This is a genomic window from Solemya velum gill symbiont, from assembly GCF_002020255.1.
Classification (GTDB): Bacteria; Pseudomonadota; Gammaproteobacteria; order Chromatiales; family Chromatiaceae.
Genome location: NZ_MPQG01000011.1, coordinates 38521 through 62536, shown reverse-complemented (window position 1 = coordinate 62536; position 24016 = coordinate 38521). Strand labels below are relative to the sequence as shown.

Annotated in this window: 26 protein-coding genes and 1 riboswitch; of the genes, 11 read left to right on the top strand and 15 right to left on the bottom strand. The window is 52.9% G+C overall.

Annotated features, from left to right (window positions below; genetic code table 11):
* Nucleotides 1–200: 200 nt before the first annotated feature.
* Nucleotides 201–815, bottom strand: a complete 615-nt coding sequence (locus BOW06_RS08740; RefSeq protein ID WP_043116134.1) for a flavin prenyltransferase UbiX — start codon at nt 813–815, stop codon at nt 201–203.
* A 2-nt stretch (nt 816–817) separates the two neighbouring features.
* Nucleotides 818–2179, bottom strand: coding sequence for a UDP-N-acetylmuramate:L-alanyl-gamma-D-glutamyl-meso-diaminopimelate ligase (gene mpl, locus BOW06_RS08735; RefSeq protein ID WP_043116133.1), 1362 nt, complete (start codon nt 2177–2179; stop codon nt 818–820).
* A 56-nt stretch (nt 2180–2235) separates the two neighbouring features.
* Between mpl and rnd the strand changes: the two genes are divergently transcribed.
* The 4 genes from rnd to ppk2 all read left to right on the top strand — a co-directional run bounded on the left by rnd (nt 2236) and on the right by ppk2 (nt 5158).
* A complete protein-coding gene (gene rnd / locus BOW06_RS08730; protein WP_052132034.1) occupies nt 2236–3339 on the top strand; it encodes a ribonuclease D in 1104 nt (367 codons plus the stop codon).
* A gap of 62 nt (nt 3340–3401) precedes the next feature.
* Nucleotides 3402–3824: a PH domain-containing protein gene (locus tag BOW06_RS08725; protein ID WP_043116132.1), complete on the top strand. Its 423-nt coding sequence runs from the start codon at nt 3402–3404 to the stop codon at nt 3822–3824.
* 15 nt (nt 3825–3839) lie between these two features.
* Nucleotides 3840–4157, top strand: coding sequence for a hypothetical protein (locus BOW06_RS08720; RefSeq protein WP_043116714.1), 318 nt, complete (start codon nt 3840–3842; stop codon nt 4155–4157).
* Between the two features lie 113 nt (nt 4158–4270).
* On the top strand, nt 4271–5158 hold the full coding sequence (gene ppk2, locus BOW06_RS08715; RefSeq protein WP_043116130.1) for a polyphosphate kinase 2: 888 nt from the start codon (nt 4271–4273) through the stop codon (nt 5156–5158).
* Here the strand turns inward: ppk2 and lnt are convergent, their stop codons facing one another.
* From lnt to ybeY, 3 genes are read right to left on the bottom strand one after another with little or no spacing between them, the layout of a single operon-like run.
* Nucleotides 5159–6631: an apolipoprotein N-acyltransferase gene (lnt, locus tag BOW06_RS08710; protein WP_043116129.1), complete on the bottom strand. Its 1473-nt coding sequence runs from the start codon at nt 6629–6631 to the stop codon at nt 5159–5161.
* Between the two features lie 9 nt (nt 6632–6640).
* Nucleotides 6641–7498, bottom strand: a complete 858-nt coding sequence (locus BOW06_RS08705) for a CorC family transporter (RefSeq protein ID WP_043116128.1) — start codon at nt 7496–7498, stop codon at nt 6641–6643.
* Nucleotides 7495–7953 carry an rRNA maturation RNase YbeY gene (gene ybeY / locus BOW06_RS08700; protein ID WP_179115113.1) on the bottom strand — a complete coding sequence of 153 codons (459 nt, stop codon included), beginning with the start codon at nt 7951–7953 and terminating at the stop codon, nt 7495–7497. Before ybeY ends, BOW06_RS08705 begins: the two co-directional genes overlap by 4 nt.
* 84 nt (nt 7954–8037) lie before the next feature.
* On the opposite strand from ybeY, the gene msrA reads away from it, so the two are divergent.
* Entirely contained in the window at nt 8038–8565 is a 528-nt protein-coding gene (msrA, locus tag BOW06_RS08695) for a peptide-methionine (S)-S-oxide reductase MsrA (protein ID WP_043116124.1), read from the top strand.
* A 213-nt stretch (nt 8566–8778) separates the two neighbouring features.
* On the opposite strand, the gene purD is transcribed toward msrA, so the two are convergent.
* The 4 genes from purD to dusB all read right to left on the bottom strand — a co-directional run bounded on the left by purD (nt 8779) and on the right by dusB (nt 13074).
* Complete coding sequence (purD, locus tag BOW06_RS08690; protein ID WP_043116123.1) at nt 8779–10071, bottom strand: phosphoribosylamine--glycine ligase; 1293 nt, start codon at nt 10069–10071, stop codon at nt 8779–8781.
* 109 nt (nt 10072–10180) lie between these two features.
* Entirely contained in the window at nt 10181–11749 is a 1569-nt protein-coding gene (gene purH / locus BOW06_RS08685) for a bifunctional phosphoribosylaminoimidazolecarboxamide formyltransferase/IMP cyclohydrolase (protein ID WP_043116121.1), read from the bottom strand.
* Nucleotides 11750–11779: 30 nt separating this feature from the next.
* Nucleotides 11780–12073: a DNA-binding transcriptional regulator Fis gene (fis, locus tag BOW06_RS08680; protein ID WP_043116120.1), complete on the bottom strand. Its 294-nt coding sequence runs from the start codon at nt 12071–12073 to the stop codon at nt 11780–11782.
* Entirely contained in the window at nt 12070–13074 is a 1005-nt protein-coding gene (gene dusB, locus BOW06_RS08675) for a tRNA dihydrouridine synthase DusB (protein ID WP_078452647.1), read from the bottom strand. The genes fis and dusB overlap by 4 nt, the downstream gene beginning before the upstream one ends.
* Nucleotides 13075–13217: 143 nt before the next feature.
* Here dusB and BOW06_RS08670 point away from each other — a divergent pair, with 143 nt between their 5' ends.
* A complete protein-coding gene (locus tag BOW06_RS08670) occupies nt 13218–13811 on the top strand; it encodes an MlaC/ttg2D family ABC transporter substrate-binding protein (protein WP_052132032.1) in 594 nt (197 codons plus the stop codon).
* Nucleotides 13812–14087: 276 nt separating this feature from the next.
* Nucleotides 14088–14594, top strand: a complete 507-nt coding sequence (locus tag BOW06_RS08660) for a retropepsin-like aspartic protease family protein (RefSeq protein WP_043116115.1) — start codon at nt 14088–14090, stop codon at nt 14592–14594.
* Between the two features lie 105 nt (nt 14595–14699).
* Here BOW06_RS08660 and BOW06_RS08655 read toward each other — a convergent pair whose 3' ends face one another.
* A complete protein-coding gene (locus BOW06_RS08655) occupies nt 14700–15089 on the bottom strand; it encodes an HU family DNA-binding protein (protein WP_043116113.1) in 390 nt (129 codons plus the stop codon).
* A gap of 125 nt (nt 15090–15214) precedes the next feature.
* On the opposite strand from BOW06_RS08655, the gene BOW06_RS08650 reads away from it, so the two are divergent.
* A complete protein-coding gene (locus BOW06_RS08650) occupies nt 15215–15769 on the top strand; it encodes a chalcone isomerase family protein (RefSeq protein WP_043116111.1) in 555 nt (184 codons plus the stop codon).
* On the top strand, nt 15766–16098 hold the full coding sequence (locus BOW06_RS08645) for a Rieske (2Fe-2S) protein (protein ID WP_043116110.1): 333 nt from the start codon (nt 15766–15768) through the stop codon (nt 16096–16098). Before BOW06_RS08650 ends, BOW06_RS08645 begins: the two co-directional genes overlap by 4 nt.
* Nucleotides 16099–16265: 167 nt before the next feature.
* Here BOW06_RS08645 and BOW06_RS08640 read toward each other — a convergent pair whose 3' ends face one another.
* The gene (locus BOW06_RS08640) at nt 16266–17444 is read right to left on the bottom strand and encodes a porin (protein WP_043116109.1); all 1179 of its coding nucleotides are present in this window, start codon (nt 17442–17444) and stop codon (nt 16266–16268) included.
* A 70-nt stretch (nt 17445–17514) separates the two neighbouring features.
* Nucleotides 17515–17602, bottom strand: a riboswitch (cyclic di-GMP riboswitch).
* 311 nt (nt 17603–17913) lie between these two features.
* On the opposite strand from BOW06_RS08640, the gene BOW06_RS08635 reads away from it, so the two are divergent.
* A complete protein-coding gene (locus tag BOW06_RS08635; protein WP_078452643.1) occupies nt 17914–18576 on the top strand; it encodes an energy-coupling factor ABC transporter permease in 663 nt (220 codons plus the stop codon).
* Between the two features lie 61 nt (nt 18577–18637).
* On the opposite strand, the gene BOW06_RS08630 is transcribed toward BOW06_RS08635, so the two are convergent.
* A complete protein-coding gene (locus BOW06_RS08630; protein ID WP_078452642.1) occupies nt 18638–19663 on the bottom strand; it encodes a hypothetical protein in 1026 nt (341 codons plus the stop codon).
* Nucleotides 19664–19797: 134 nt separating this feature from the next.
* Between BOW06_RS08630 and BOW06_RS08625 the strand changes: the two genes are divergently transcribed.
* Entirely contained in the window at nt 19798–20070 is a 273-nt protein-coding gene (locus BOW06_RS08625; protein ID WP_043116105.1) for a hypothetical protein, read from the top strand.
* A 3-nt stretch (nt 20071–20073) separates the two neighbouring features.
* Here the strand turns inward: BOW06_RS08625 and BOW06_RS08620 are convergent, their stop codons facing one another.
* From BOW06_RS08620 to glnE, 3 genes are all read right to left on the bottom strand, one after another.
* Nucleotides 20074–20745: a hypothetical protein gene (locus tag BOW06_RS08620; RefSeq protein WP_043116103.1), complete on the bottom strand. Its 672-nt coding sequence runs from the start codon at nt 20743–20745 to the stop codon at nt 20074–20076.
* Nucleotides 20742–21005, bottom strand: coding sequence for a YcgL domain-containing protein (locus BOW06_RS08615; protein ID WP_043116101.1), 264 nt, complete (start codon nt 21003–21005; stop codon nt 20742–20744). Before BOW06_RS08615 ends, BOW06_RS08620 begins: the two co-directional genes overlap by 4 nt.
* A 91-nt stretch (nt 21006–21096) precedes the next feature.
* Nucleotides 21097–23922, bottom strand: a complete 2826-nt coding sequence (glnE, locus tag BOW06_RS08610; protein ID WP_043116100.1) for a bifunctional [glutamate--ammonia ligase]-adenylyl-L-tyrosine phosphorylase/[glutamate--ammonia-ligase] adenylyltransferase — start codon at nt 23920–23922, stop codon at nt 21097–21099.
* Nucleotides 23923–24016: the final 94 nt, after the last annotated feature.

Genomic DNA, 24016 nt, shown 5'->3' with positions numbered 1-24016 from the left:
CTCGTCAGGTGCAAAAACCCATATCAGGGCCCATAACAGCAGGATGATAATCGCGGCATTACGGATTAACCCGGCGATACGCGGGTTCTCCTTGATGCTTTTGACGCGATTACGGTTGCTGGTGTAGGTTTCAGCAATCCACGCCAGGAATCTTAGCGGCGGGCCGTAGAGGAAATTGAATACATCACCGATTCGCGACATCAGTCCCCCCAACGCTGGCTGAGCCAGTTCTCAATGCCAAGGTGGTCAAGGATGCGTGACACCATGAAATCCACCACCTCGTTGACGGTTTTCGGATTGCTATAGAAGCCTGGATTGGCAGGCATGATGGTTGCTCCAGCACGTGATAGCTTCAGCATATTTTCTATATGAATTTCCGAGAAGGGTGTCTCCCTGACGACCAGTATCAGGGAGCGACGCTCTTTGAGCATGACATCAGCACTGCGGTCGATCAGATCATTACTGATGCCATTGGCAATGCTGCCAAGCCTGCCAGTGGTGCAGGGACAGATCACCATGGCGGCCGGTGGATTGGATCCGCTGGCAACGGGCGCCATCCACTGCTGGCGACCAAATACCGAGAGTTGGTCATCGCTGGTATTGAAATGGTCACACAGCACCTGTTGAGCATCAGCTGCACGTGATGGCAGTTCCAGCCCTGCTTCCATCTGCATGACGATCTGCGCCGCTTGTGAGTAGAGCAGGTAGACTTCGCGATCCGCAGCGAGCAGTTCTTCCAGCAGACGCAGGCCATAGGCGGCACCCGATGCGCCTGTCCAGGCAAGAGCTATGGGGCCGTCATCAATAGTCTCCATGGTTAACCTCCTCGTTCATTCAGTGCATCGAGAATGCGCTGGTGGATATTTTCGAAACCACCGTTACTCATGACCAGGATTGTGTCTCCTGCTTTCGCTTCCTGTTTCAGCAGGTCGACAATCTTTTCACTTTCTGAGCAGACTTCAGCCTTTTCACCGAGTGGTCTGAAAACACTCTCTGCATCCCATTCAAGAGATGCAGGCGAGTAGACCAGGGCGCGGTCAGCCTGCTGCAGTGAGGCCGGTAATGATTCTGCATGAATACCCATGCGCATGGTATTCGAACGTGGTTCGAGCACTGCGATGATGCGTGAATCTCCGACCTGTTTGCGTAATCCCGTCAGCGTGGTCTCAATTGCTGTCGGGTGATGAGCGAAGTCATCATAGAGGCGAATGCCATCAACCTCGCCACGCAACTCCATACGGCGTTTGACGTTCTCAAACTTGCCAAGCGCCTCGACTGCGACTGATGCCGGAACACCTGCATGACGGGCGGCGGCAATAGATGCGAGCGCATTGCGAACATTATGATCGCCGGTGAGATCCCAATCAACGATTCCCACTTCGGTTCCGTCGATACTGACGTGGAAGCGACTGCCGTCGGCTTCGAGCAATTCGGCCTGCCAGTTGCCATCAGGGCCGAGTGTTTCGAGCGGTGTCCAGCATCCCATCTCCAACACTTCTTTCAGTGGCTGGTCATCCGCCGGTGCGATCAGCAGGCCATTGCCGGGCACAGTACGTACAAGGTGGTGAAACTGGCGCTGAATCATCGGCAGGTCATCAAAGATGTCTGCATGATCGAATTCAAGGTTGTTGAGTACAGTGGTACGTGGGCGGTAATGCACGAACTTGGAACGCTTGTCGAAGAAGGCCGTATCGTACTCATCCGCCTCGACAACGAAGAAAGGTGCATCACCCAGGTGTGCCGAGAGGCCGAAATTTTTCGGTACGCCGCCAATCAAAAAGCCGGGGTTGAGGCCTGCATCTTCCAGGATCCAGGCAATCATGCCGCTGGTAGTGGTTTTGCCATGGGTGCCTGCAGCAGCGATGACCCAGCGGTCACTGAGAATCTGTTCGGCGAGCCACTGGGGGCCAGATGTGTAGCGCAGTCCTGCATCAAGCATGTACTCAATCGCCGGGTTGCCTCGCGTCATGGCATTGCCGACCACGACCATGTCGGGAGCTGGTTTCAGGTGTTCCGCCTCGTAACCGCTCATAAGCGAGATGCCGGCATCTTCCAGCTGGTCGCTCATGGGTGGATAGACATGGGCGTCGGAACCTGTCACGCGGTGCCCCGCCTGCTGCGCCAGCAGGGCGATGCCACCCATGAAGGTGCCACAGATTCCCAGAATATGTATGTGCATGTTGGTTATTCTAAATGTGTATCATGGCATCATACATTTGAATTCGAAGCTAACCAATGCCCCATCAACTGATTGAAACGGATACGCAGCTCGAAGCGTTGCTAAAGCGCTGGCAGGATGCCGATATTATCACTGTCGATACCGAGTTTTTTCGTGAGCGCACTTACTACCCGAAACTCTGCCTGTTACAGATGTGCTGGCAGGATGAAGCTGTGGCTGTCGATGTACTGACGATCAATGCGCTTGCGCCTTTGAAGGATTTTGTGTGTGACAGAAGCCGCCTCAAGGTGTTCCACTCGGCACGCCAGGATCTTGAACTCTTGCTGCACGTGTGGGGAGAGGTTCCGCAACCGCTGTTTGACTCCCAGGTGGCGGCAGACCTTGTCGGTGCAGGAGAACAGAGCGGCTATGCACGCCTGGTCGAGGCGGTTTTCGGTACCGTCTTGCCAAAAGACGCAACGCGCAGCAACTGGTGCGGACGTCCATTGAGTGAGAAGCAGCTCGACTATGCCTACGCTGATGTAACCTGGCTGTGGAAGCTCTATCAGCATCTTGATGCTGAATTGACACGTCTGCAGAGACACGCGTGGATGCGCGAGGAGATGGAGTTACTCGAGAGTGAGTCGCTGCATCGGGTTCATCCGCAGGATGCATGGTTGAAGATCAAGGGGCGTAATCGCCTCAATGCACAACAGTTGACCTTGTTGCAGCAACTCACGGCATGGCGTGAAGAGATGGCGATTAAAAAGGATTTACCGCGTAAGTGGGTTCTGGGAGATGGCTTTCTGCTTGAGTATGCCCAGCAGCAACCACAGAGCGTCAAGGAGCTGCTGGCGATCGACAAGAGTGCACAGCGACAGCTTGAGCGTTATGCAAAAAAACTGCTGCAAATTGCCGCGGAAGTGCGGCAGTTACCCGACTCCAGCTGGATTCATGAGGCGCCGAGACCGCGCCTCAGTGGTGAACAGAAGAGACGTCTCGCAGAACTGGAGTCGCAGCTGCAATCGATTGCCACGCGCGACAGCATTGCGCCGGGCATGATCGCCTCGCGCAGCCAGCTGATCAAGCTGATGAGTGGTGATAGTCTGCATGCAGAATCCTCATGGCGAGCGGCGATTTTTGATGCGCTGTTGTCAGACACTGTAGAGGCTGGGGAGTAGCACAAGTCGTAAAAAAGTTGTGCTAAACTGATTTCATCATCTGTAAAAAGGGAATAGCAAAAATGAACGTGCTCTACTCAGAACACCCAACCATGTTCAAGACCAATCCGATCGGATTTATCATTACCCTGTTGCTGTTTCCTTTGGGGATTGCACTTGGCATTATTGTCGAGGTGCCAATCTACAAGGCTGTCCTGTCACTCGGACTTGTGGGTGCCGGAGTAATCATCCTGCTGACATGGTATGTGAAAAACAAGGCTTCCAAGCTGGTGGTAACGGATACCGAAATTCACTATGAAGAGGGCTTGCTGAGCAAGAGTAACGCGGAGATCAATATCAGCAGCGTCAGAACGGTCAAGGTCAAGCAGACATTTCTGGATCGCATCATGGGCTCAGGCACAATCGAAGTCTATACTGCTGGTGATACACCGGAATTTGTTGCCAAGGGCATGCCTGATCCGCACAAAATTCGTGATTTAACCTGATACGGGGAATTGATCGTGCTTGGTGATACAGACAACAGAGACCAAAACGATTCTCGCAAGACCGCCATCGCATTGATCGTCTTGGTACTGATGCTTGTTGGCGCTGCAATTATGATGCTGCCTGCACTTGGTGAGATCGTCGCTGTCGCTGACTTGAATACCGGGCTTGGGCTCAAGGATGCCGCTGTCATCGCCTTTTTTGTCACCCTCGTGGTAATGATCGTTCTCGCAGTCGCTGCGGGTGACGGATTGATCGGTGAAGTGCAGTACATGATTGGTGGTTTTTTCACCTTTTTCATTTTTATCTGGCTCATGCTGGCGTGGGTTTTTTAGCAGCTCCACCCGCACATCAAATCTATCCAAATCGTTGATTAATATCACGCAATGCACAATTGTCATGTGAGATAATTCATCTTGTTAACCTAAATTCAGGATCGATAGACAAAATGATTGAAGTAAATGGTCAGCAGATGACACCGGAAGAGCTGCTTGCTGCCTATGAAGAGGCAAAGAACGCAGAGCAAAATCTGAAGAAAGCGGCGAAGAAAGCGCTTAAGCGCAGGCGCGAGGAGCAGTCACTCAAGCCCTACCAGGCCGAGCTGATTCTGATGCAGAAATATCTCGAGGAAACCGGGCGCCGCATGATCATTCTGTTCGAGGGGCGTGACGCCTCCGGCAAGGGCGGCACGATTCGTCGTGTGACCCGCTACATGAACGAGAAACACAATCGTGTTGTTGCCCTCGGCAAGCCAACCGAGAACCAGCGCAGCCAGTGGTTTTTTCAGCGCTACGTTGCCCAGTTCCCACGTGGTGGCGAAGTCGTACTGTTTGACCGCAGCTGGTATAACCGCGCCGTGGTTGAGCCTATCTTCGGTTTCTGTACGCCCGAGGAGTACGCAAACTTCATGCGTGGTGTCACCGGTTTTGAGAAGGACCTGGTGAGGCAGGGCACAATTCTCGTCAAACTCTACTTCAGTGTCACCAAGGATGAACAGGCGCGCCGTTTCGAACGTCGCAAGACAGATCCTCTGCGTCAGTGGAAATTGAGCGAGGTCGATCTGCAGGCGCAGGAGCGCTGGGATGACTTCACAAACCAGAAGTACGAGATGCTGAAAAAGACGCATACCAACCATGCGCCATGGACCGTGATTCGCTCGAATGACAAGTTTGCTGCGCGCCTCAATGCAATGCGTGTGATCCTGAACGCCGTGCCCTACCAGCGAGGCAACAGGGAACTCGATTTTGTGCCTGATCCGAATATTGTTATTTCGGGTGCACGCGAAGTGGAGTCAATGGAAGCCGAGAGACTCAGAAGTGGTCACTTCGTCGGCTGATTAATTGCCGCGGCCTGACAAGCGGGCTGCCAGCAACAATAACAGGACGAGTGCAGCTGCAGGGTAGATGCCAAACCTCGAGTAGGGTGTCATACCCTGGTAAGGCTGCACCTCGGCCGTTAATACACCGCGTGTAAATTGGGGCAACTGTTTGATGGTTTGTCCGTCAAGACCGATCACAGCTGTAACGCCGGTATTGGTCGAGCGCAGCGTCATGCGCCCGTTTTCCAGTGAGCGCATGCGCGCCATCTGGTAGTGCTGCAGAGGCCCGCTGGTGGTGCCAAACCAGCCGTCATTACTCAGGTTGATGAGAAAATCGGCATCTGGCAGTGACTCACGCACCTCTTCAGGAAAAATAATCTCGTAGCAGATGGAGACACCAGCAAGGTGGCTCCCGACTTGCATCAACGGGCGTTGTGCCTGACCTTCACTGAAGTCCTCACCCATGGTTGCAAGACCACTTATCCAGCCTTTCCATAACCAGCCAAGCGGGAAATACTCGCCAAATGGCACCAGGTGACGTTTATGGTAAAAGTGCCGTTCGCGCCCGGTGGCTAAAATGGTGTTGTAATAGGTTGCCTCGGCGGGGTAGGTCAGCACGCCTGTGACAAGCGTTGTTGATGACTCCACCAGCTTGGCATTGAGTGGTTCGATGAGCTCTCTTTCAACACTGAAAAGAAAATCCGGAATCGCGCTTTCCGGCCAGATGACCAGTTCAGAGTCGAGCAGTTCAAGCGTTGTGTCGGAATAGAACGCAAGCGTCGGTAAACGATTTTCAGGCAGCCATTTCTCATCCTGCGGGATATTGCCCTGGATCATGCTGACGCGTATCGGATCCCCTTTCTTGTGTGTCCATTGCACCCCTGACAGCTGGTATCCGCCAGCACCGATGGCAAGCAGGAGGAGAATGCTGATGGAGCGTGGCGTGACGCCGGGGCGTGTCATGCTGACCAGCAGTGCCGCACAAACCATTGTGAGCAGTGACACGAGCCACACACCGCCAACAGGTGCATAGGCTCCGAGCGGGGTATCGATTTGGCTATAGCCAAGCAGTAACCAGGGAAAGCCACTGAAAAGCCAGCTGCGCAACCATTCTCCCAGGCCAAACAGGGCAACCATCATGAGCAGGCGCGCCCGTGACGAATGGCTCAGCGTCCAGCGTGCGGACAGATGCCCTGCAAGGCCATAGTAGAGTGCCATCGTCAGGGCAAGGAGCAATGCAACGGCGACAGCAATTGCGTAGGGGGTGTCTGCGTAGGCGCTCATGCTGTGATGCACCCAGTAGAGACCGGGAGTCATCAGGCCGACACCAAACAGCCAGCCTCTTCTGAAGGCCTGTTCGGGAGTCTTGTCGAGCGTGATCGCTAGCCAGAATGCAGGCGCAAGAATGGCAAGCCACCAGAGCTCATAGGGTGCAAATGAGAAGCTGGTAGCAGCTCCTGCCAGCAGGGCAACAATCTTGTCGTGCTTCATTAGCCCGGATTAGCTCTCTGGAGTGTTATCCGGCAGGTGGATCGACAGTAGCCGGATACGGCGGCTGTCTGCGCGAATCACGCGAAACTCGAAACGATCAATGGTGACAGACTCACCACGTTTTGGCAGGTGTCCTAATGTGTGTGTCACGAGGCCGCCAATGGTGTCGAACTCGTCATCACTGAGAGAGGCATCGAAATAGTGATTAAAGTCTTCGATATCGAGATGCGCCTTGGTGGTGTACTCATACTCGGAGCGCTGCATTATCATGGCGCCCTCATCAAAATCATGCTCATCCTCGATTTCACCAACAATCTGCTCAAGTACATCCTCGATTGTCACCATGCCAGCGGCAGCGCCATATTCATCAATCACAACCGCCATGTGGTTGCGACTGGTACGGAACTCCTTGAGCAGTACGTTGAGACGCTTGCTTTCGGGTACGAATACCGCGCTGCGCAGAACATCACGCATGCGGAACTTATCGCCGTTATCACCACAGTACTGCAACAGGTCCTTGGCAAGGATAATGCCGACCACCTCACCCCTGTCATCACCAATCACGGGGAAACGCGAGTGAGCCGATTCGATGACTACCGGGAGTACATCCTCAAGGCGATCATCGCGCCCGACCATGACCACATCTGCCCTGGGCAGCATGATGTCACGTACGCGCAGGTCAGAGACCGACAATACACCCTCGATCATGGCCTGACCGTCCGCGTCGAGTATGGCGCTGCGGTTGGCCTCGCGGATCAGGGCAACAAGTTGATCACGATTTTGCGGTTCACTTCCGCGTGGCTGAAACAGGTTTTTCAACCAGCTGCGCAGCGAACCGCTGCTACTTGGTGGTTCTTCGTTTTTCATGAGGGTTCTGTTGTTGCATAGGGGTCAGGATAGCCCAGGTGGGCAAGAATCTGTCGCTCCAGTGATTCCATTTCTTCAGCTTCAGCATCATTTTGATGGTCAAGGCCCTGCAGATGCAAGACCCCGTGGACAATTATATGCGCCCAGTGCGTCTCGAGAGGCTTTTTTTGTTCTCTTGCTTCCTTTTCGAGTACCGGGGCGCATATGACCAGGTCGCCAAGATGCGGCTCCTCGATGCCCGCAGGCGCCTCGAACGGAAATGAGAGCACATTCGTGGGTTTGTGCTTGTTTCGGTAGCTGCTGTTAAGTGCCTCGCTCTCCTCCTCATTGACGATGCGTACAACCAGGGAGAGTTCCTCGTCGCCTTGCATGGCGGCTTCAGCCCATTTCTGCAATGTATTGCTGTTGGGCAGGTTTGGCGCATCAGTAACAACCTGCAGGTTGATGTGCAGCATAATCCTCTGAACTGACAGGGTGGTTATTCAATATTCGGTCATTCTATACTGACAATTCATCTTAACGATAGCCCTGGTGAACGGATGTCGAAACAAATAGCGACCTTGGGTGGCGGCTGCTTCTGGTGCCTGGAGGCGGTCTTTACGCGGATTGACGGAGTCATTTCAGTCAAGTCGGGTTACGCAGGCGGACACACGCCAAACCCCTCTTATGAGCAGGTATGCGATGAAACCACCGGACATGCGGAAGTGGTACAGGTCGAATTTGACAGCGATGTCATCGACTATGCAACCCTGTTGGAGGTTTTCTTCGCCATTCATGATCCGACAAGTCTCAACCGGCAGGGTGCGGATATTGGCACCCGGTATCGGTCGGTCATTCTGTATGCGGATGAAGATCAGCAACGCATTGCGGCGAAAAAGATCGGTGCACTTGAGGCATCAGGCGTATGGAAGCGGCCAATTGTCACCGAAGCAGTTCAGCTGGAGGAGTTCTACGATGCTGAAGGGTACCACCAGGATTACTACGACAATCATCAACAACAGCCTTATTGCCAAGTTGTGATTGCACCGAAACTGGCGAAGCTGAAGGGGTTCAGGCTAAAAACCTAATAGCTGGCCCATGCATATCAGAGAACTCTCCGTCAGTGGCGCCCGTGCGAGACACAGGGCATCAAAGGAATAAGCGAAAGCTGTTTGAGCGATCGAAGATCGTGAGTTCTTTTCGCTCTGTATAAAAACCCCGGGTCAAGCCCGGGGTTTATCCAAACCAGTGCACATCGCCATGGATGCCGGCTCAAGGCCGGCATGACGAGAACCTATGGGTCAGGACTGCTTTTCGCGCTCAACAGCCCTGTAGCCGATATCCTTGCGATAAAAGCTGCCTTCCCAGCTGATGGTCTCGGCAAGCTTGTAGGCACGCTCTTGCGCCTCGGTGACATTCTCTCCGAGTGCAGTTGCACACAGCACCCTGCCACCAGCAGTCACCACGTTGCCATCTTCATCAAGCTTGGTGCCGGCATGGAAAACCTTGCGTCCGGACTCTTCCTCTTGAGGAAGGCCTGAAATGATATCGCCGCCCTGTACATTGCCCGGATAATTCTGTGCGGCAATAACAACGCCAAGAGCTGCCTGCGGATGCCACTTGGTGGTCTCCTTGTCGAGTTCGCCTTCTGTAGCGGCGAGGCAGTGTGCAACAAGATCGGATTCCATGCGCATCATGATCGGCTGCGTTTCAGGATCACCGAAGCGGCAGTTGTATTCGATCACCTTGGGGGTGCCGTCTGCCATGATCATCAGGCCTGCATAGAGGAAACCTGAGTAGGGGTAGCCATCTTTAAGCATTCCCATGACGGTTGGCGCGATGACGTCTTCCATGATCTCTTTGTAAATTTCGTCTGTGACCACGGGTGCAGGTGAATAAGCGCCCATACCGCCGGTATTCAGGCCTGTATCGCCTTCACCAACGCGCTTGTGATCCTGGCTGGTGGCCATCGGCAGTATATTACTGCCGTCAGACATGACAATGAAACTTGCCTCTTCACCATCGAGATACTCTTCGATAACGACTCGGCTGCCCGCTTCGCCGAAGGCGTTGTCTGCAAGCATGTCACGGACGGCTTCTTCGGCCTCCTCGAGCGTCATGGCAACGATAACGCCCTTGCCTGCAGCAAGACCGTCAGCCTTGATGACGATCGGCGCGCCTTTTTCGCCCAGGTAAGCGAGAGCCTTGTCCAGGTCACTGAAGACCTCGTAATCAGCTGTCGGTATCTGGTGGCGAGCAAGGAAATCCTTGGCAAAAGCCTTGGAGCCTTCGAGCCTTGCGGCAGAGTGCGAGGGACCGAAGCATTTCAGTCCGGCTGTCTGGAACGAGTCAACGATACCGTCGACAAGTGGTGCTTCCGGACCAATGATTGTCAGGCCGACCTTGTTACTGAGGGCGAAGCGAACCAGTTCTTCTGTATCGCTGACGCCAAGATCAACATTCTCTATTTTGGATTCAAGTGCAGTGCCTGCATTGCCCGGGGCGACGAAAACTGTGTCTGCCAGTGGCGATTGTGCGGCCTTCCACGCCAAAGCGTGCTCACGACCACCTGAGCCGATAATGAGAATATTCATTGTGTACTTCCTGAATTCTGAAAATGATTTTCACCGCATTGTACTGTCAACAGACAAATGCGTCACTAAAAGTGGATGTTGCCCCGCAGCATAGGGCAGCCCTGTTTTCTTAATGGCGGAAATGGCGCATGCCAGTGAATACCATCGCCATGCCATGTTCATCAGCTGCGGCAATGACTTCATCGTCACGCATCGAACCGCCGGGCTCGATAACCGCGGCAATGCCCGCTTCCGCAGCCGAGTCGATACCGTCACGGAAGGGGAAAAATGCGTCGGATGCCATCACTGACCCCATAACCTCAAGATCGGCGTACGCTGCCTTGATGCCGGCTATACGTGCCGAATTGACTCGACTCATCTGTCCGGCACCAACACCGATAGTCATCAGCTTGCTGCCATAGACAATGGCATTTGATTTGACGAACTTGGCGACTTTCCAGCTGAACAGCAGGTCGCGCCACTCTTCCTCGGTCGGCTCACGCTTGGTGACGACCTTGAGTTCGTTATGCAGCAGCAGGTCGGCATCCTGAACCAGCAGGCCGCCGTTGACGCGTTTGTAGTCGAGTCGTGCAGCGCTCTCGTCCCATGTGCCACACTCGAGCAGGCGTACGTTCTTTTTTGCTGCAACCACTTCAAGGGCTGCCGCGGAAACAGATGGCGCGATAATGACCTCGACAAACTGTCGATCAACGATGGCTGTGGCGGTTTCGGCATCAAGCTCGCCGTTGAAGGCGATAATACCGCCGAATGCGGACTCTGGATCAGTCGTATAAGCGCGGTCATACGCCTCAAGCTGGCTTGTACCGATGGCAACACCGCAAGGGTTGGCGTGCTTGACGATGACGCAGGCGGGGCCGTCTGTCGCCAGCGGGAACTGCTTGACGCACTCGAGGGCCGCATCCGTGTCGGCAATATTATTGAATGAGAGTTCCTTGCCCTGCAGCTGGCGCGAAGTCGAGATGCTGGCGTCCTGCTGATTTGGCGAAATATAGAAAGCAGCATTCTGGTGCGGATTTTCACCATAGCGCATGCCCTGCGCCTTGCTGAACTGCACGTTGAATGTGCGTGGCAGGCCACCGGCTTCTCCGTTCTCGACAATTGAACCGAGATGATTGGCGATGAGGCCATCGTAGCGGGCCGTGTGTTCGAATGTTTTCACTGCCAGGTCGAAACGGGTTTCATGCGAGGTATTTCCTTCGGCATCGACTTCCTCGAGTACGCGCTGATAATCGACACTGTCGACAATAACAGTCACGGCGGTGTGATTTTTTGCGGCTGCACGCAGCATGGTCGGGCCACCGATGTCGATGTTCTCGATGGCGGTCGGCAGGTCACAATCAGGTTTGGCGATGGTCTCTTCAAAAGGGTAAAGATTGACGCAAATTAGATCGATCGGGGGAATGCCATGCTCCTCCATCACCTTCTCATCGGTGCCGCGGCGACCAAGTATGCCGCCGTGGACTTTCGGGTGCAGCGTCTTGACGCGGCCATCCATCATTTCAGGAAAGCCGGTGTAATCACCAACCTCGATGACCGGTACGCCATTATCAGCCAGCAGTTTGGCGGTACCACCTGTCGAGAGAATCTCTATGCCACGCTGGTGCAGCGCCTGGGCAAATTCGACAATGCCGGTTTTATCGGAAACACTGATTAGTGCACGTGTCATCTTGTTTGACATTGGTGTTGTCCCTTGGATCTTGAATTTTGATTAATCGATAGAATAGGTATGAAGCTTCTTCCTCAGGGTACTACGGCTCATACCAAGAACCTGTGCTGCACGGCTCTGGTTGCCTCGTGTCTGCTCCATCACGGATTCGAGCAGGGGCTTTTCAATTTCACGCAGTACGAGCGTGTAAAGCCCGTCGGCATCATGGCCATTAAGGTGCGAAAAGTAGTCGTCAACAGCGCGCCTGACGCACTGGCTGAGTGGTTCACCGTCAGCCTCCTTGGGTACCGAGAAGAATGAACGGGTGTTGGTTTCTTTTATAACGCTTTTTTTCATGCTGCGCGAGCTGCTCCCTTCAGGACTCGGGTCTGTTGCCCGATGTTATTGAAATATTCTTGGACCACTCTTTTCTGGTCTGCCGGTGATGTTGTTTTAAAGACGGCATCACGAAAACGTCCTGCATCTTGCTGGCTTCTGCTGTACCAGCCGATGTGCTTGCGTGCGATACGCACGCCGTGCTCTGCACCATAAAAGCTGTAGAGCTCTTCGAGGTGTTCGAGCAGGAAGGCTGCTATTTTATCAGTCGGCATTGGTGGCAGTTCTTGCCCTGTATCAAGAAAATGGCGCATTTCGCCAAAGACCCAGGGTCTGCCCTGTGCGGCGCGCCCGATCATCAGTGCATCGGCCTGCGTCTCCTCAAGTACCTTGCGAGCCTTTTGTGGTGAATCGATATCACCATTAGCGATGACCGGGATGCCCACGCATTGCTTGACCTTGCGGATGGTGGAGTATTCGGCTTCGCCTGCAAACTTGTCAGCACGGGTACGACCATGAATACTCAGTGCCGTGATGCCTGCCGTTTCGGCGATACGGGCAATCTGTTCTGCATTCTTGCTGCTGTGATCCCAGCCCGTGCGAATCTTTAGTGTTACCGGCTGTTCGCTGGCGCCAACGACGGCCTCCAGAATTTTTCCAACCAGCAGTTCATCCCGCATCAGTGCCGAGCCGGCTGCAACCTTGCAGACTTTTTTAGCCGGACAACCCATATTGATGTCGATGATGTCTGCGCCAAGATCAGCATTGATACGCGCGGCCTGTGCCATTTTGTCCGGATCGGCGCCGACGATCTGCACCCATCTTGGCCCCTGCTCGCCAGCATGGTTGAGACGGCTGAGCGTTTTTTTGCTTCCCCACAGGCTGGTATCGGCAGTTACCATTTCGGAGACAGCCAGATCCGCACCCAGGCGGCGGCACAGCTGGCGAAATGGCCGATCCGTTACGCCGGCCATGGGGGCCAGTATCAGCGGTTTGTCAAAGCGATGGGAGCCGATCTGCATCAGTTGATTTGCAGGTTTCTATTTAATTTTTTTGGAGCCTGTAATGCTACGCCTTTTTACCGCTTTTCGGAAGTGCTGTGCTGAATCGCGACCATTGGGTATCATGTCTGTTGATAATTAAAACAGAACCACAGGAGTAGATTGTGAAATTAACCTATGTAGTTGCTGTTGCCACGCTGCTGAGCGTTTCAGCCGCTTCGGCTGGCGAAGCGGCGAAAACGGAACAGAGTACAGCGCCGGTAGCAGTACCTGCCTCAGCCAAGAGTGAAGCTGCAGCAAATCCGGCAGTAGAATTGAAGCAGGGACTGGATACGCTGATTCAGTTTTTACGCAGTGCCCCGTCGATTGCTGAACTCGGTACATATCTTGAAGAGAAGATCGCTCCCGGATTCGACTTTGAATTCATGAGCCAGGCATCTGCAGGTCCGCTATACCGCTACATGGAAGATGATCAGAAAGCCCGCCTTGCGAAAAAGATGGAAGTGATGTTTCTTGCCTCACTCGCAGAGAAGCTCGCCATGTATGACAACCAGGATGTGGCTTATCTTCCACCGCGTCGCAACAGGCGTGGACAGGTGATGGTCTCAGCGCTGGTGAATAATCCCGGTCGTTACCCTGGTCGTATCGATTTTCGTATGCACCAGACAAAGGGTGGCTGGAAAGTGTATGACGTGGTTGGAAACGGTGCCAGCGCCATTGCCTACTACAGGAGCTATTTCCGCAAGGCGATGCGCTGATCTGCAGCACCTGTGACTGGTGCCACGCTACGGTGAACAGGGATGTTAAGGAGCCTCTGATCAAGTCATGAATTTTGATCTTGCCGCCAGAATGCGCCATTTCTGCGTTACAAATCTTCGCATAAAGAACGCCTGGAGCGTTCTTAGCGCTAGCCCCGAAGGGGTGAAGCGCAGGGATGCGCTGAACAATAGCGCTGTTATTACGTGCGATTCGAGCCTTGAACTGACGCATTCTGGCGGCAATCTCTTCGTACAGACTTAATCAGAGGCTCCTTAATGAGTGAATCTCGTAAAATCGGTGTCGGTATGACGATTACAGCCTGGGTCGGGCTGTTGCTTGTACTGACCTGGGCGGCATCAATCTTTCTGAACAAGCAGGAAAATCCCAACTCCTCACCCCAGGCAACACATGGAGCTGACGGTAAGCTGCAGGTCGTGTTGCAGCAGAACCGTGCTGGCCATTATGTTGCGAACGGTTTGATCAACGATCAACAGGTTCGTTTTCTGTTGGATACAGGTGCGACCTTTGTTGCAATAGACAAGAGACTCGCACGCAAGCTTGATCTTGAATTGGGCCCGCAGCGCCAAATGCAGACAGCAAACGGAACCGTTTACGGCAATGCCACACTGCTCGACGAAGTCTCTCTCGGTGGAATAACTATTGAGCGGGTGCCGGCAGTAGTGATGCCCTCACTTGGTGACGATGTGCTCCTTGGTATGAGTTTTCTGAGACGACTGACGCTGATACAGAGAGGCAAGACGCTGCTATTACGCAGAGAGTGATTCGAATCGGAATTACTCGAAGGGTAAATGAACAAGGGACGCATTAGCGTCCCTTATCTATTTCACATACTGCAACCGGTTAACAACCGGAAGAAGTGACAGTGATCAGGCTGAAACCGTATCCTTCAGTGCTTTGAGGGCGGTAACCTTGATGCCTGTATGTGCTGGCTTGGCAGCAATCTTGATGCTTTCGCCAGTTGCCGGGTTGCGTCCCATGCGTGCCTTACGCTTGGGCTTTTTCACGCGTGCAATTTTTACGCCTGTATCAGGGATCTGGAATTCACCTGAACCGTTACGCTTCATGTGACGGGTAATGAGTTCACCAAGGCTTGAGAATACAGAGGCAACCTCTTTCTTCGTCATGCCAGTCTCAGCAGCGATTGAATCAACAACCTGTGCTTTTGTCATCTTTGCGCGAATAGCTGTGAGCTTCTTCGCTGGAGCAGCTTTTTTTGCTGTACTCTTCTTTTTTGCGGCTTTCTTTTTTGCGGCCATCTTCAGGACTCCTCCTACTTAGAGATAAAAGATTGTTTGGCATATGGAAAATAGCACAGTTTATTCCTCTTAACAGCAAAATTATGTAGAGTGCAAGCACATATATATAAAAAGGGGTAGTAAAAATGAGAATAACAAGTTTATTTCTTATGTTGATCCTGGCAATGCCGGCGTTGGCGATCGAGGTTGCAGGTGTCGAGGTTAGCGACAAGATTACACTTGGCGGGGAGACACTTACACTGAATGGTGCTGGTGTTCGTTCCAAGTTTATCGTCAAGGTATACGTTGGTTCGCTCTATCTTGCGAACAAACAGAGCAATGCACAGGCTGTGATTGATGCAGATGTTGAGAGCCGTATCGGCATGCAGTTTATTTACTCGAAAGTCGAGAAGAAAAAGACGGTCGCTGCATGGAATGAAGGGCTGAAGAAGAATCTTGATGCTGCCACGCTGGCATCGCTGAAACCCCGTATTGCCAAGTTCAACGCAATGTTTCCCGATTTACATGAAGGGGATCATGTCACCATCGATTACATTCCGGGCAAGGGCACGGAGGTCGTGATCAATGGCACTTCGAAAGGTGTCGTCAAGGGTGCTGATTTTAACCGGGCACTGAAAAGTATCTGGCTTGGCAAGAAGCCGGTGACCAGTGACCTTAAAAAGGCGATGCTTGGCAAGTGAGTCGTTTTCTGTGCAGGCTGGAGGAGGTTCCTGATCCGGGCAGTCGCGGTTTCCGTGTCAATATAGATGATCAGGAAACCGGGGTTTTTATTATTCACCAGGGCGGTTCGGTGAGTGCCTTTCGGAATAGTTGTCCGCATACAGGCGTCAATCTCGAATGGGTGCCCGACCAGTTTCTTGATAGTGAAAATTGCCATATCCAGTGCTCCCTGCATGGGGCCCTGTTTGAAGTACAAACAGGGCTCTGTATCAGGGGGCCTTGCGCAGGCCAGTCGTTACAGGGGCTGAAATTGGAGAACCGCGACGGAGAGCTGTGGCTGTGCGTGTGATTGATGTGATTGGATACTGGAAAGTACCTAATCTCTAATCGGTTAATTAAGTTAATTTCTAAATAACTCACTCCTGATTGGCTGCTTCCGACCCACAGCGGTCATTTGTTAACATGAAAAACGGGACCCGAAGGTCTCGTCTTTACATCTATGTAGAATCCATCAAGTTAGAAACTATGGACTAAGCCAATACTAAAACCGGAGGTCTCCTCGTCCATACTATAATCTCGTCCGTCGGCTTCATAATCTGCATCGGATTCAGCGTGAGCATACTGAGCGTATGCCATGGTACGTTTACTCAGTTTGTGATCTAGCCCTAATGTCCAGTGCTGGGACTTACCGCTGATCGGACCGCTTTCAGTGACAACGTCTGCATCGTTCTCACCGTAAGCGAGCTTGATACGATTGTTGCCGAAATCATAAGCAGCGGAAACCTGCCAAGCGTCGGCCTCATATTCTGAACGTGGATTAATCACACTGTAATTTCTTCTCCAGATTCCGACATCATCAAACTGCTGGTTCTCATAAACGAAATTAACAGTAAAAGCATTCATGGTATAGCCAGCACCCACACGCCAAACCTGCATGTCATCGTCATGCTCTCTAAGTATGAGTTCCAAAGAAGAGAGTGACGGACTGATCTTACTAAAGAGCGTATCGTAATAGGTTCCTGCCATCAGGTTCTCATAGCCGGCAGAGAGATGAAGCCCGTTGTTGCTGTACATGGCAGCGACAGAATAGGAATCGGCAAGACCATTCTGTGTGTGGGGACCAGTATAGTCAGGACCACCCCCGTGGACATCGTAGTCCAGTCCTTCACCCGGAACGATGGCCGCCGCAAAGGTCAATCCGTTCATGTTCGGAGAAATGTAGGCAATCGCATTTTCTGCACGGACATCATGAAATCCCGGACCCAACAGTGCGCCCTCGGGCCCTGCTGACCAGTTGTAATCACCTAGCTGATCTCCGAAGAGATCGAGTTTTCCGGTAGAAATTTTCAGCGGGGTATCGTGGTTACCGTAGAGGAAAGTACCCCAGTCGCCAGCAAGGCCTATATAGGCGTTACGGCCACCACCCCATGCATCCCCATCAGTGATGTCGTAACCAGTTTCTGCTTTCCAGATGAGGCTCATGCCGTTACCGAGGTCTTCGGTGCCTTTGAAACCGATGCGGGATGCTCGACTGACAACGTACCACGCATCAATATCGTCAATAGTATCGCGACTGTGACTATAGTCAATCATATCGATGGAGGCATGGATCTTGCCATAAATTGTAACGCTTGCATTTGCTGCCGGAGCGGCAACTACAGCAGCGATCATGGCAGCAAGTAGACTCTTTTTCATTGTATTATTTCCCCTGTAATGCATTAATAGCCTTAATTGTAGTGAGCCTTGAGTCAAGGTTTCACTGCAATTGGGTAACCCCGCTACCAAATAATCATTTCATCACAGGCCGGTGGCTTTGCGTCCCCGTCTTTCGAGCGGGTTTGCCCTTAACCATAAAGCAAATTATAAACTATTAATGGAGCAATATCATATGTAAACAGGTTCTCAGTGGCTTGAATCCCGGACAAAAGGTTTGTAGGCATATGAGTAAATATTTACCAACGGAACAAGTAATTGCTTGCTGCGCTTTCCCTTTTCTTAACACGGTAAAAAGAAGCATAGTCACTGCTCAATGTGCCAGAAAGTCACACAAAAAAATAGCACAGTTGAATCAATGACCGCTATTGGCCGGTATCAGTCATTTTAATAATCAACGTTCACCTATAATCTCAATACGCTTTGCAGAGTCTGCTGATAAAATAAATATATGTATCTATCCAGTGAGCAGCTTCTTCCACAACTGCTTGTCGCCTGCGGCTTGCTCTACTTGCTGATGCTCTACGCAGCTGTTCGCTATGCCCCATGGCAAAAACTCATGGTGCGTGAAAATTCGAATACCTATTTCGCCACGTTAGTCGGCATGCTGTTTCTCTGGATGTTGGGAACAGAAATTGAAGGCGGTGCGGTCTTTCATCTCTCGGCAATGACCTCCCTTACCCTGATGGTGGGCTGGCAGTTCGCTATTATTGGTGGTTCCCTGGTGCTTGCCGGTCTGATCCTGACACAACAAGGCGAGTGGCTTGCATTTCTTCCCTCCAGCCTGGTCTCCATTCTGGTGCCGGTGATGATGACCTGGTTTCTGCTGGTACTGGTGCGCTCGCTGCTGCCGAAGCACTTTTTTATCTATATCTTTTTTAATGCATTCTTTACGGGTGCCATTTCCATGATGAGTGCCGCGGCGTGTACTGTAAGCCTGTTGTTTCTGTCGGGTGTTCCATATGAGTCATTGTGGAACGGGTTTGTTATCTGGATTCCTCTGATGCTGTTTCCCGAGGCGGTGCTGAATGGATGGATAATGACGGTGCTGGTGGGATTGAAGCCCGAGTGGGTATCTACTTTCAGTGACCATGAGTATTTACATGGCAAGTAGGAATACCCGGCTTCAAAAAAAGCCGCGTTTAAACGCGGCTTTTTAGTTTGCTGAAATATGCTTACCAGCGGGGCGGTGGAGCATAGGGTCCCTGTGGTTGGGCATAAGGTGCTGGTGGCTGCATTGCCATCGGAGCAGGTTGTGGTGGCTGTGAACTTGCAGGTGTTTTTGATGCGTCAGCTTCTGGCTGGCTCGCAAGAGCCGGAGGTTGTTCCATCATGGGGGCTGAAGGCAGGTTGTCGATAGCGGCATCCATACGCTTGCGCATGGCAGCATGCTGGTCCCGCATCTGTTTCTGCATGGCTTCACGATGCGCCTTCATGCGTGCCTGCATTTCAGCTCTGTGAGCATCTCTTCCCTCGGCTGGTGTTGTCTCGGCCGGAGCGGTTTCAGCGCTGGGTGCTTCTTCTGTGGCAGGTGTGCTGGCGGCAGTCTCGGGGGCAGTTGTCTCTGGAGCCACTGCTTCGGGAGCTGCACTTGCTGCTACGCTACTCTGCTGAGGTTCAGCTTGTGGCTGTGCTGTATCAGCTGCAGCTTCGGGGGTTTCAGCGGTAGTTGAAGCGGCTTCAGGTGCTGCCGGCTGCTCTGCTTGCTTGCGGCGCGCTTCTGCTTCAGCTTGATGCTGTGCACGTTGCTGCTCAGCTTCCTGCTTCAGCTGATCGGCCTCCTTGCGCACCTGCTCTCTCATCTCTTCATGCTGCTTTGCCTGTTGTTGGCGGCGTGCTTCCATTTCTGCTTTTGCCTGCTCCATGCGTGAACGCATGTCCGCATGTGCTTTTTCCATCTCGGCTCTCATTGCAGCACGTTCTTTGCTCGGCTTGCCCGGTGGTGTGGAACCAGCAGCTGCAGAATCATTCCATGGTGGCTGCTCGGGTAGTGACCAGCCGCAGTTCTCGGCACGTTGACGCAGTTGCGGGTAGAGTCCGTCGCTATAAGCCTGGCGTGCGCTTCCGGAAAGGCGGGACATCTGTTCCTGATGATAGCGCTGTTCGCCCTGTGACATAGGCAGGGTACAGTCGGCGGCCATTACAGCTGTACCGGTGAGTGTTGATATGGCAGTCACCAGTGCAATCAGCTTTGAATCCATATTCTCCTCCAACATAAAGAATTGACATGATTTCGTTCAAGTGTAACAGGATTTTTGGATGAATTGTTTTCAGCGGGGCTGTGCCGGTATTATGATTGTTTCATCCCTTTCAATAAGGCGTACATGGAGCCCATATGCCAGAAACAAATGACGTACTTCAGCAGTTGGTCAGCATGGCACAGAATAGTGCACATTCGGCCGGTACGCTGACGCTCTATGCATTGGCCTCTACCATGCAATATGAGCAGGCGGGCTGTCTTTTCAAGCTAAACAAGCTGCGCGACCTGTCGGAGGAGGAGCGTCAATTTGCATACCAGCTGATGGAGTTGATGGCGCAGAACGGGAACCAGGGAGATGACTGGGATGCAGCGATGGCACAGCTGGACAATCTGATTCGAAACGGCTGACAGTTACTCTTTGCCTGTCTCAGTTCCTTCAGGGAGAACAAAGTTGCGTGGCTGATCGTACTGAAACACCTCTTTTCCATCAGCGTCGAGCAGTAGTGACACTCCCCTGTCCGGGTAAAACCAGAGTACGCGCTCTTCGTCTTCCAATTTCCATGCTGCCGGTTCGCCAAGGCGCTCACGGAAAAAGTCTGCCTCGAGACCACCATAAGACGGAATATAGGTGATTGCCTCAACAATCCGCGATATCGCCTTCTGCTGGTCCTCTTCTGAGAGTGTAAAGCGTGCATCACTGCCGGATGCGCCTTGTCTTGAGACGGCACGTTCCAGCATGGCGATCTTTTCGTCATCAGAGGCTGCCAGGTTGACTACGACTTTGGCTGTCAACGGGCCAAAACTGACTTTACCGAAATAGACTTCCAGGGCACCCGGCTTTTCACCCTGCGCAAACAGCGCAATGCCCTCAGGGGAGCCAAATTTATCGACTGTACCCTTGAGATCCGTATGTCCGAGGTGGATGTCGAGCACTGTGCTGCTGCCATCGTCATGTGTTGTGATCAGCCACGGCAAGTCAGTACGTGTGGTTGTTTCAAGGGGTCTATCCTGTCCGCTGCTGAATATCAGGACAGCCGCCAGTACGATAAAAAAGGCAACAATCAGCCAGGTAGTGCGACTCAAGGGCGGTCTCCATAATCCATATCAGGTTCAAGATCAGGCGGCATCTGCAGGAAGTAGCCCTGTACGCGCAGCGCCTCCAGAACTTGTCCGGCATCGACACGTGCGAGTTTTCTGTCAGAACCCAGTTCAAGGTTCATAACCAGTGAAGGTTTACCGAAGCCCTGCCGCAAGGGTTCGGGCAGGTCGTCATAGCCATCCTGGTCTGCAAGGTAGAGGTACATCTCCTGCTTACGGCTGCTTTTGTAGATCCAGCAATGCATTTTGGTTCCGCTGATTCCGTGTGGAATAGAGTTCGTGAGTCAGAAATTGGGGCTATTCTAACCCATTCTCCCGGCCTCTTGTGAGACTCTCTTATTCCAGCATGAAGAGCTGCCAGGCCTCTGCAACCAGCTTGCGCTCCTGTGCCAGTTGGTCAATGCCGACAATCGGCTTTTTTTCCATCAGCGCACTGCGGTGTGCATGTGCCCGCAATGCACGGTAGAGGCCGCTGAGGCGCTCACCCCATTGATCAGGAAGCAGTTGTGAATGATCCAGCGACTCCAGTTGACGGATATTGTCGCTGTACTGGCACAGTTCAGGGTGCTGGCTGGCCCAGCGCAGGATCATGTGCTGCACGATAAACTCGATATCTGTGATTCCTCCACGCCCTTGCTTAACGTCAAAACAGTCGTCACTGCTTTTGTCGAGGCTGTCGCGCATTTTTTCGCGCATCTTGATGACCTCTTCCCGCAAGGCGTCGGCATCCCGTTCTTCACAAAGGATTTTTTGACGAATCGTGGCGAAAGAGTCAACCAGGCCGGGGTCACCGGCAACCGGGCGGGCACGTACCAGTGCCTGGTGCTCCCATGTCCATGCATTGTTGTGCTGATATTTTTCAAATGCCGACAGTGAAGTGACCAATAGCCCCGAGTTGCCGTTTGGGCGCAGGCGCATGTCGATTTCGTAGAGTTGGCCAGAGGGTGTGCGTGTCGTCATGATATGAATCAGGCGTTGCGCAAGGCGTGCATAGAAATTCTCGGCAGCCAGTTGGCGTTTGCCGTCGGTCATGCTGTTGGGTGAGGAGTTATGCAGAAACACCAGGTCGAGATCCGAACCATAGCCGAGTTCAATGCCGCCAAGTTTTCCGTAGGCAATAATCACGAATCCGTACCCGTCACCGGTATCCGAGGGTTTGCCGTGACGTTCTGTCATATCACGCCAGGCGAGATCGAGTGCGGCTTCAAGTGTGACCTCGGCAATTTCGGTGAGGTAGTCACTGACGATCATCAGCGGCACGATTTCACTGACATCCGCAGCCGCAACACGTAAACGGTTGGTTGCGACAAACTGCCGTAATACCTCCATCTCCTGTTCGAGGTCACCGCTGACCGTGACGAGCTGTTGTTCGAGTTCCTCTTTCAGATCTGCCCTGGTTAATGGTTGATACAGCTGACGCGGATCGATGAGACTGTCGAGCAGAATCGGCTGGCGGCTGATCCAGTGGACGAACCATGGGCTGGCAGAGAGTAGTTTGACCAGTCCCTGCATGGCCGAGATGTTTTCCTTTAGCAGCGCAAGATAGGTGGTTCGGCGAGCAATTGTTTCGAGGATGAGACCCAGTCGCTCAATCGTTTCCGCTGAATTCTCGAGCGGCAGCGCCAACCCCAGCATGTGCGGGACGATTTCAGCAATCAGGTCGCTACCGCGCGGTCCGGCAGCGTGTAGTGTGCGACTCTCCTGCAATTTTCTGATGGCGTCGTCGGCAGCCTGCGCCTCTTTACAGCCGATTGATTCCAGCAGCGGGATGCGCTGCTCATCGTCAATTGCATTACGCCACAGGCGCGCCAGGGGTGCATCCTCCGGTTCCTCTTCCGTGGTGTCTGCGTTGAAGAGTGCCTCGAATTGCTGCTGCACGCGGTTACGATGCATGGAGAGTGTTTCGATAAAGGCAGAAACCGAATCGAACTGCATCAGGGTAGCGAGACGTTGCAAACCCTCCTGGTCTTCGGGTAGCAGGTGTGTCTGCTCGTCGCGCCACGCCTGGATGCGGTTTTCGGTCAGGCGCAGGAAACGGTATGCCTGCAGCAGGTCATCTGCAGCAGCATGAGGAACCAGCTCTTTCTCGGCAAGTCGTTCGAGAACCTGCTGGATAGGACGAATCTGAAGTTCCGGATCACGTCCACCGCGCATCAGCTGGAATACCTGGCCGATAAATTCGATCTCCCTGATACCACCGGGGCCGAGTTTGACATTGTCGCGCATACCTTTCATTTTGAGGTTGTCGCTGATCATCTGTTTCATACTGCGCAGGGATTCGATTGCACCGAAGTCGAGATAGCGGCGATAGACAAAAGGCCTGAGCATGGTCATCAGTTCCTGGCCTGCACCATCTTCTGAATAGATGATGCGTGCCTTGATCATTGCGTAGCGCTCCCACTCACGTGCCTGTGATTCGTAGTAGATCTCCATGAAATCAAAACTGGGCGCCAATGGGCCTGAATCGCCGTAGGGGCGCAGGCGTGTATCGGTACGGAAGACGAAGCCGTCAATCGTCTGGCTATTGAGTGCCTGGGTCAGTTTTTGGCACAGGCGGGTGAAGAAAGTCTCGTTGTCGAGTGAGCGATCGCCATCGGTCTGACCTCGATGCGGATAGGTGTAGATCAGGTCGATATCCGAGGACATGTTGAGTTCACGGGCGCCAAGCTTGCCCATGCCGATGACAACCAGGTGCTGCTGTATTCCGTTCTCGTCACGCGGGACTCCATGTTTCTCTACGAGCCACTTGTAATGAACACGTGCGGCCTGCTGTATGCAGACATCAGCCAGTGCTGACAGCGACTCAAGGGTTTCATTGAGGTCTGCCGACATGCCGAGGTCGCGCCAGATGATGTGAATCATGTGGCGGTGGCGAAACTGTCTGAGAACCTGGTTGAGTTGATCTTCACTGTCTACTTCAGACAGTGCCTCTGCAAGGGAGTCGTCCATCTGTTGCTGGGAACGAGGCTTGAGGATCAGTTCTCCATCGATCAAGGCATCGAGCAGCGCCTGGTTTCGTTCCAGTTGAGCGAGCACGTATTCACTGCCTGCAAGAACCGTCTCAAGTGAAGAGTTGAAGTCGGGATCTGCAGCAAGGTGTGCGTGAGTTGTCGAGTTTTTCCATTCTTCCAGGTAGCTATCGAGGCGAGGGTGGCTTGACATTATTCTGCATCTGCTTCGTAATAATAGTGTTGACTAATAATAACCCAGAACAATGCATCCCTGATGTGGGATTTCGCATCGGGAGCCGACGGAA

What these genes read in the sequence shown, in the direction of transcription:
- BOW06_RS08740 (WP_043116134.1), bottom strand. Translation starts at nt 815, where the DNA reads ATGGAGACTATTGATGACGGCCCCATAGCTCTTGCCTGGACAGGCGCA.
- mpl (WP_043116133.1), bottom strand. Translation starts at nt 2,179, where the DNA reads ATGCACATACATATTCTGGGAATCTGTGGCACCTTCATGGGTGGCATC.
- rnd (WP_052132034.1), top strand. Translation starts at nt 2,236, where the DNA reads ATGCCCCATCAACTGATTGAAACGGATACGCAGCTCGAAGCGTTGCTA.
- BOW06_RS08725 (WP_043116132.1), top strand. Translation starts at nt 3,402, where the DNA reads ATGAACGTGCTCTACTCAGAACACCCAACCATGTTCAAGACCAATCCG.
- ppk2 (WP_043116130.1), top strand. Translation starts at nt 4,271, where the DNA reads ATGATTGAAGTAAATGGTCAGCAGATGACACCGGAAGAGCTGCTTGCT.
- lnt (WP_043116129.1), bottom strand. Translation starts at nt 6,631, where the DNA reads ATGAAGCACGACAAGATTGTTGCCCTGCTGGCAGGAGCTGCTACCAGC.
- BOW06_RS08705 (WP_043116128.1), bottom strand. Translation starts at nt 7,498, where the DNA reads ATGAAAAACGAAGAACCACCAAGTAGCAGCGGTTCGCTGCGCAGCTGG.
- ybeY (WP_179115113.1), bottom strand. Translation starts at nt 7,953, where the DNA reads ATGCTGCACATCAACCTGCAGGTTGTTACTGATGCGCCAAACCTGCCC.
- msrA (WP_043116124.1), top strand. Translation starts at nt 8,038, where the DNA reads ATGTCGAAACAAATAGCGACCTTGGGTGGCGGCTGCTTCTGGTGCCTG.
- purD (WP_043116123.1), bottom strand. Translation starts at nt 10,071, where the DNA reads ATGAATATTCTCATTATCGGCTCAGGTGGTCGTGAGCACGCTTTGGCG.
- purH (WP_043116121.1), bottom strand. Translation starts at nt 11,749, where the DNA reads ATGTCAAACAAGATGACACGTGCACTAATCAGTGTTTCCGATAAAACC.
- fis (WP_043116120.1), bottom strand. Translation starts at nt 12,073, where the DNA reads ATGAAAAAAAGCGTTATAAAAGAAACCAACACCCGTTCATTCTTCTCG.
- dusB (WP_078452647.1), bottom strand. Translation starts at nt 13,074, where the DNA reads ATGCAGATCGGCTCCCATCGCTTTGACAAACCGCTGATACTGGCCCCC.
- BOW06_RS08660 (WP_043116115.1), top strand. Translation starts at nt 14,088, where the DNA reads ATGAGTGAATCTCGTAAAATCGGTGTCGGTATGACGATTACAGCCTGG.
- BOW06_RS08655 (WP_043116113.1), bottom strand. Translation starts at nt 15,089, where the DNA reads ATGGCCGCAAAAAAGAAAGCCGCAAAAAAGAAGAGTACAGCAAAAAAA.
- BOW06_RS08650 (WP_043116111.1), top strand. Translation starts at nt 15,215, where the DNA reads ATGAGAATAACAAGTTTATTTCTTATGTTGATCCTGGCAATGCCGGCG.
- BOW06_RS08640 (WP_043116109.1), bottom strand. Translation starts at nt 17,444, where the DNA reads ATGAAAAAGAGTCTACTTGCTGCCATGATCGCTGCTGTAGTTGCCGCT.
- BOW06_RS08635 (WP_078452643.1), top strand. Translation starts at nt 17,914, where the DNA reads ATGTATCTATCCAGTGAGCAGCTTCTTCCACAACTGCTTGTCGCCTGC.
- BOW06_RS08630 (WP_078452642.1), bottom strand. Translation starts at nt 19,663, where the DNA reads ATGGATTCAAAGCTGATTGCACTGGTGACTGCCATATCAACACTCACC.
- BOW06_RS08625 (WP_043116105.1), top strand. Translation starts at nt 19,798, where the DNA reads ATGCCAGAAACAAATGACGTACTTCAGCAGTTGGTCAGCATGGCACAG.
- BOW06_RS08615 (WP_043116101.1), bottom strand. Translation starts at nt 21,005, where the DNA reads ATGCATTGCTGGATCTACAAAAGCAGCCGTAAGCAGGAGATGTACCTC.
- glnE (WP_043116100.1), bottom strand. Translation starts at nt 23,922, where the DNA reads ATGTCAAGCCACCCTCGCCTCGATAGCTACCTGGAAGAATGGAAAAAC.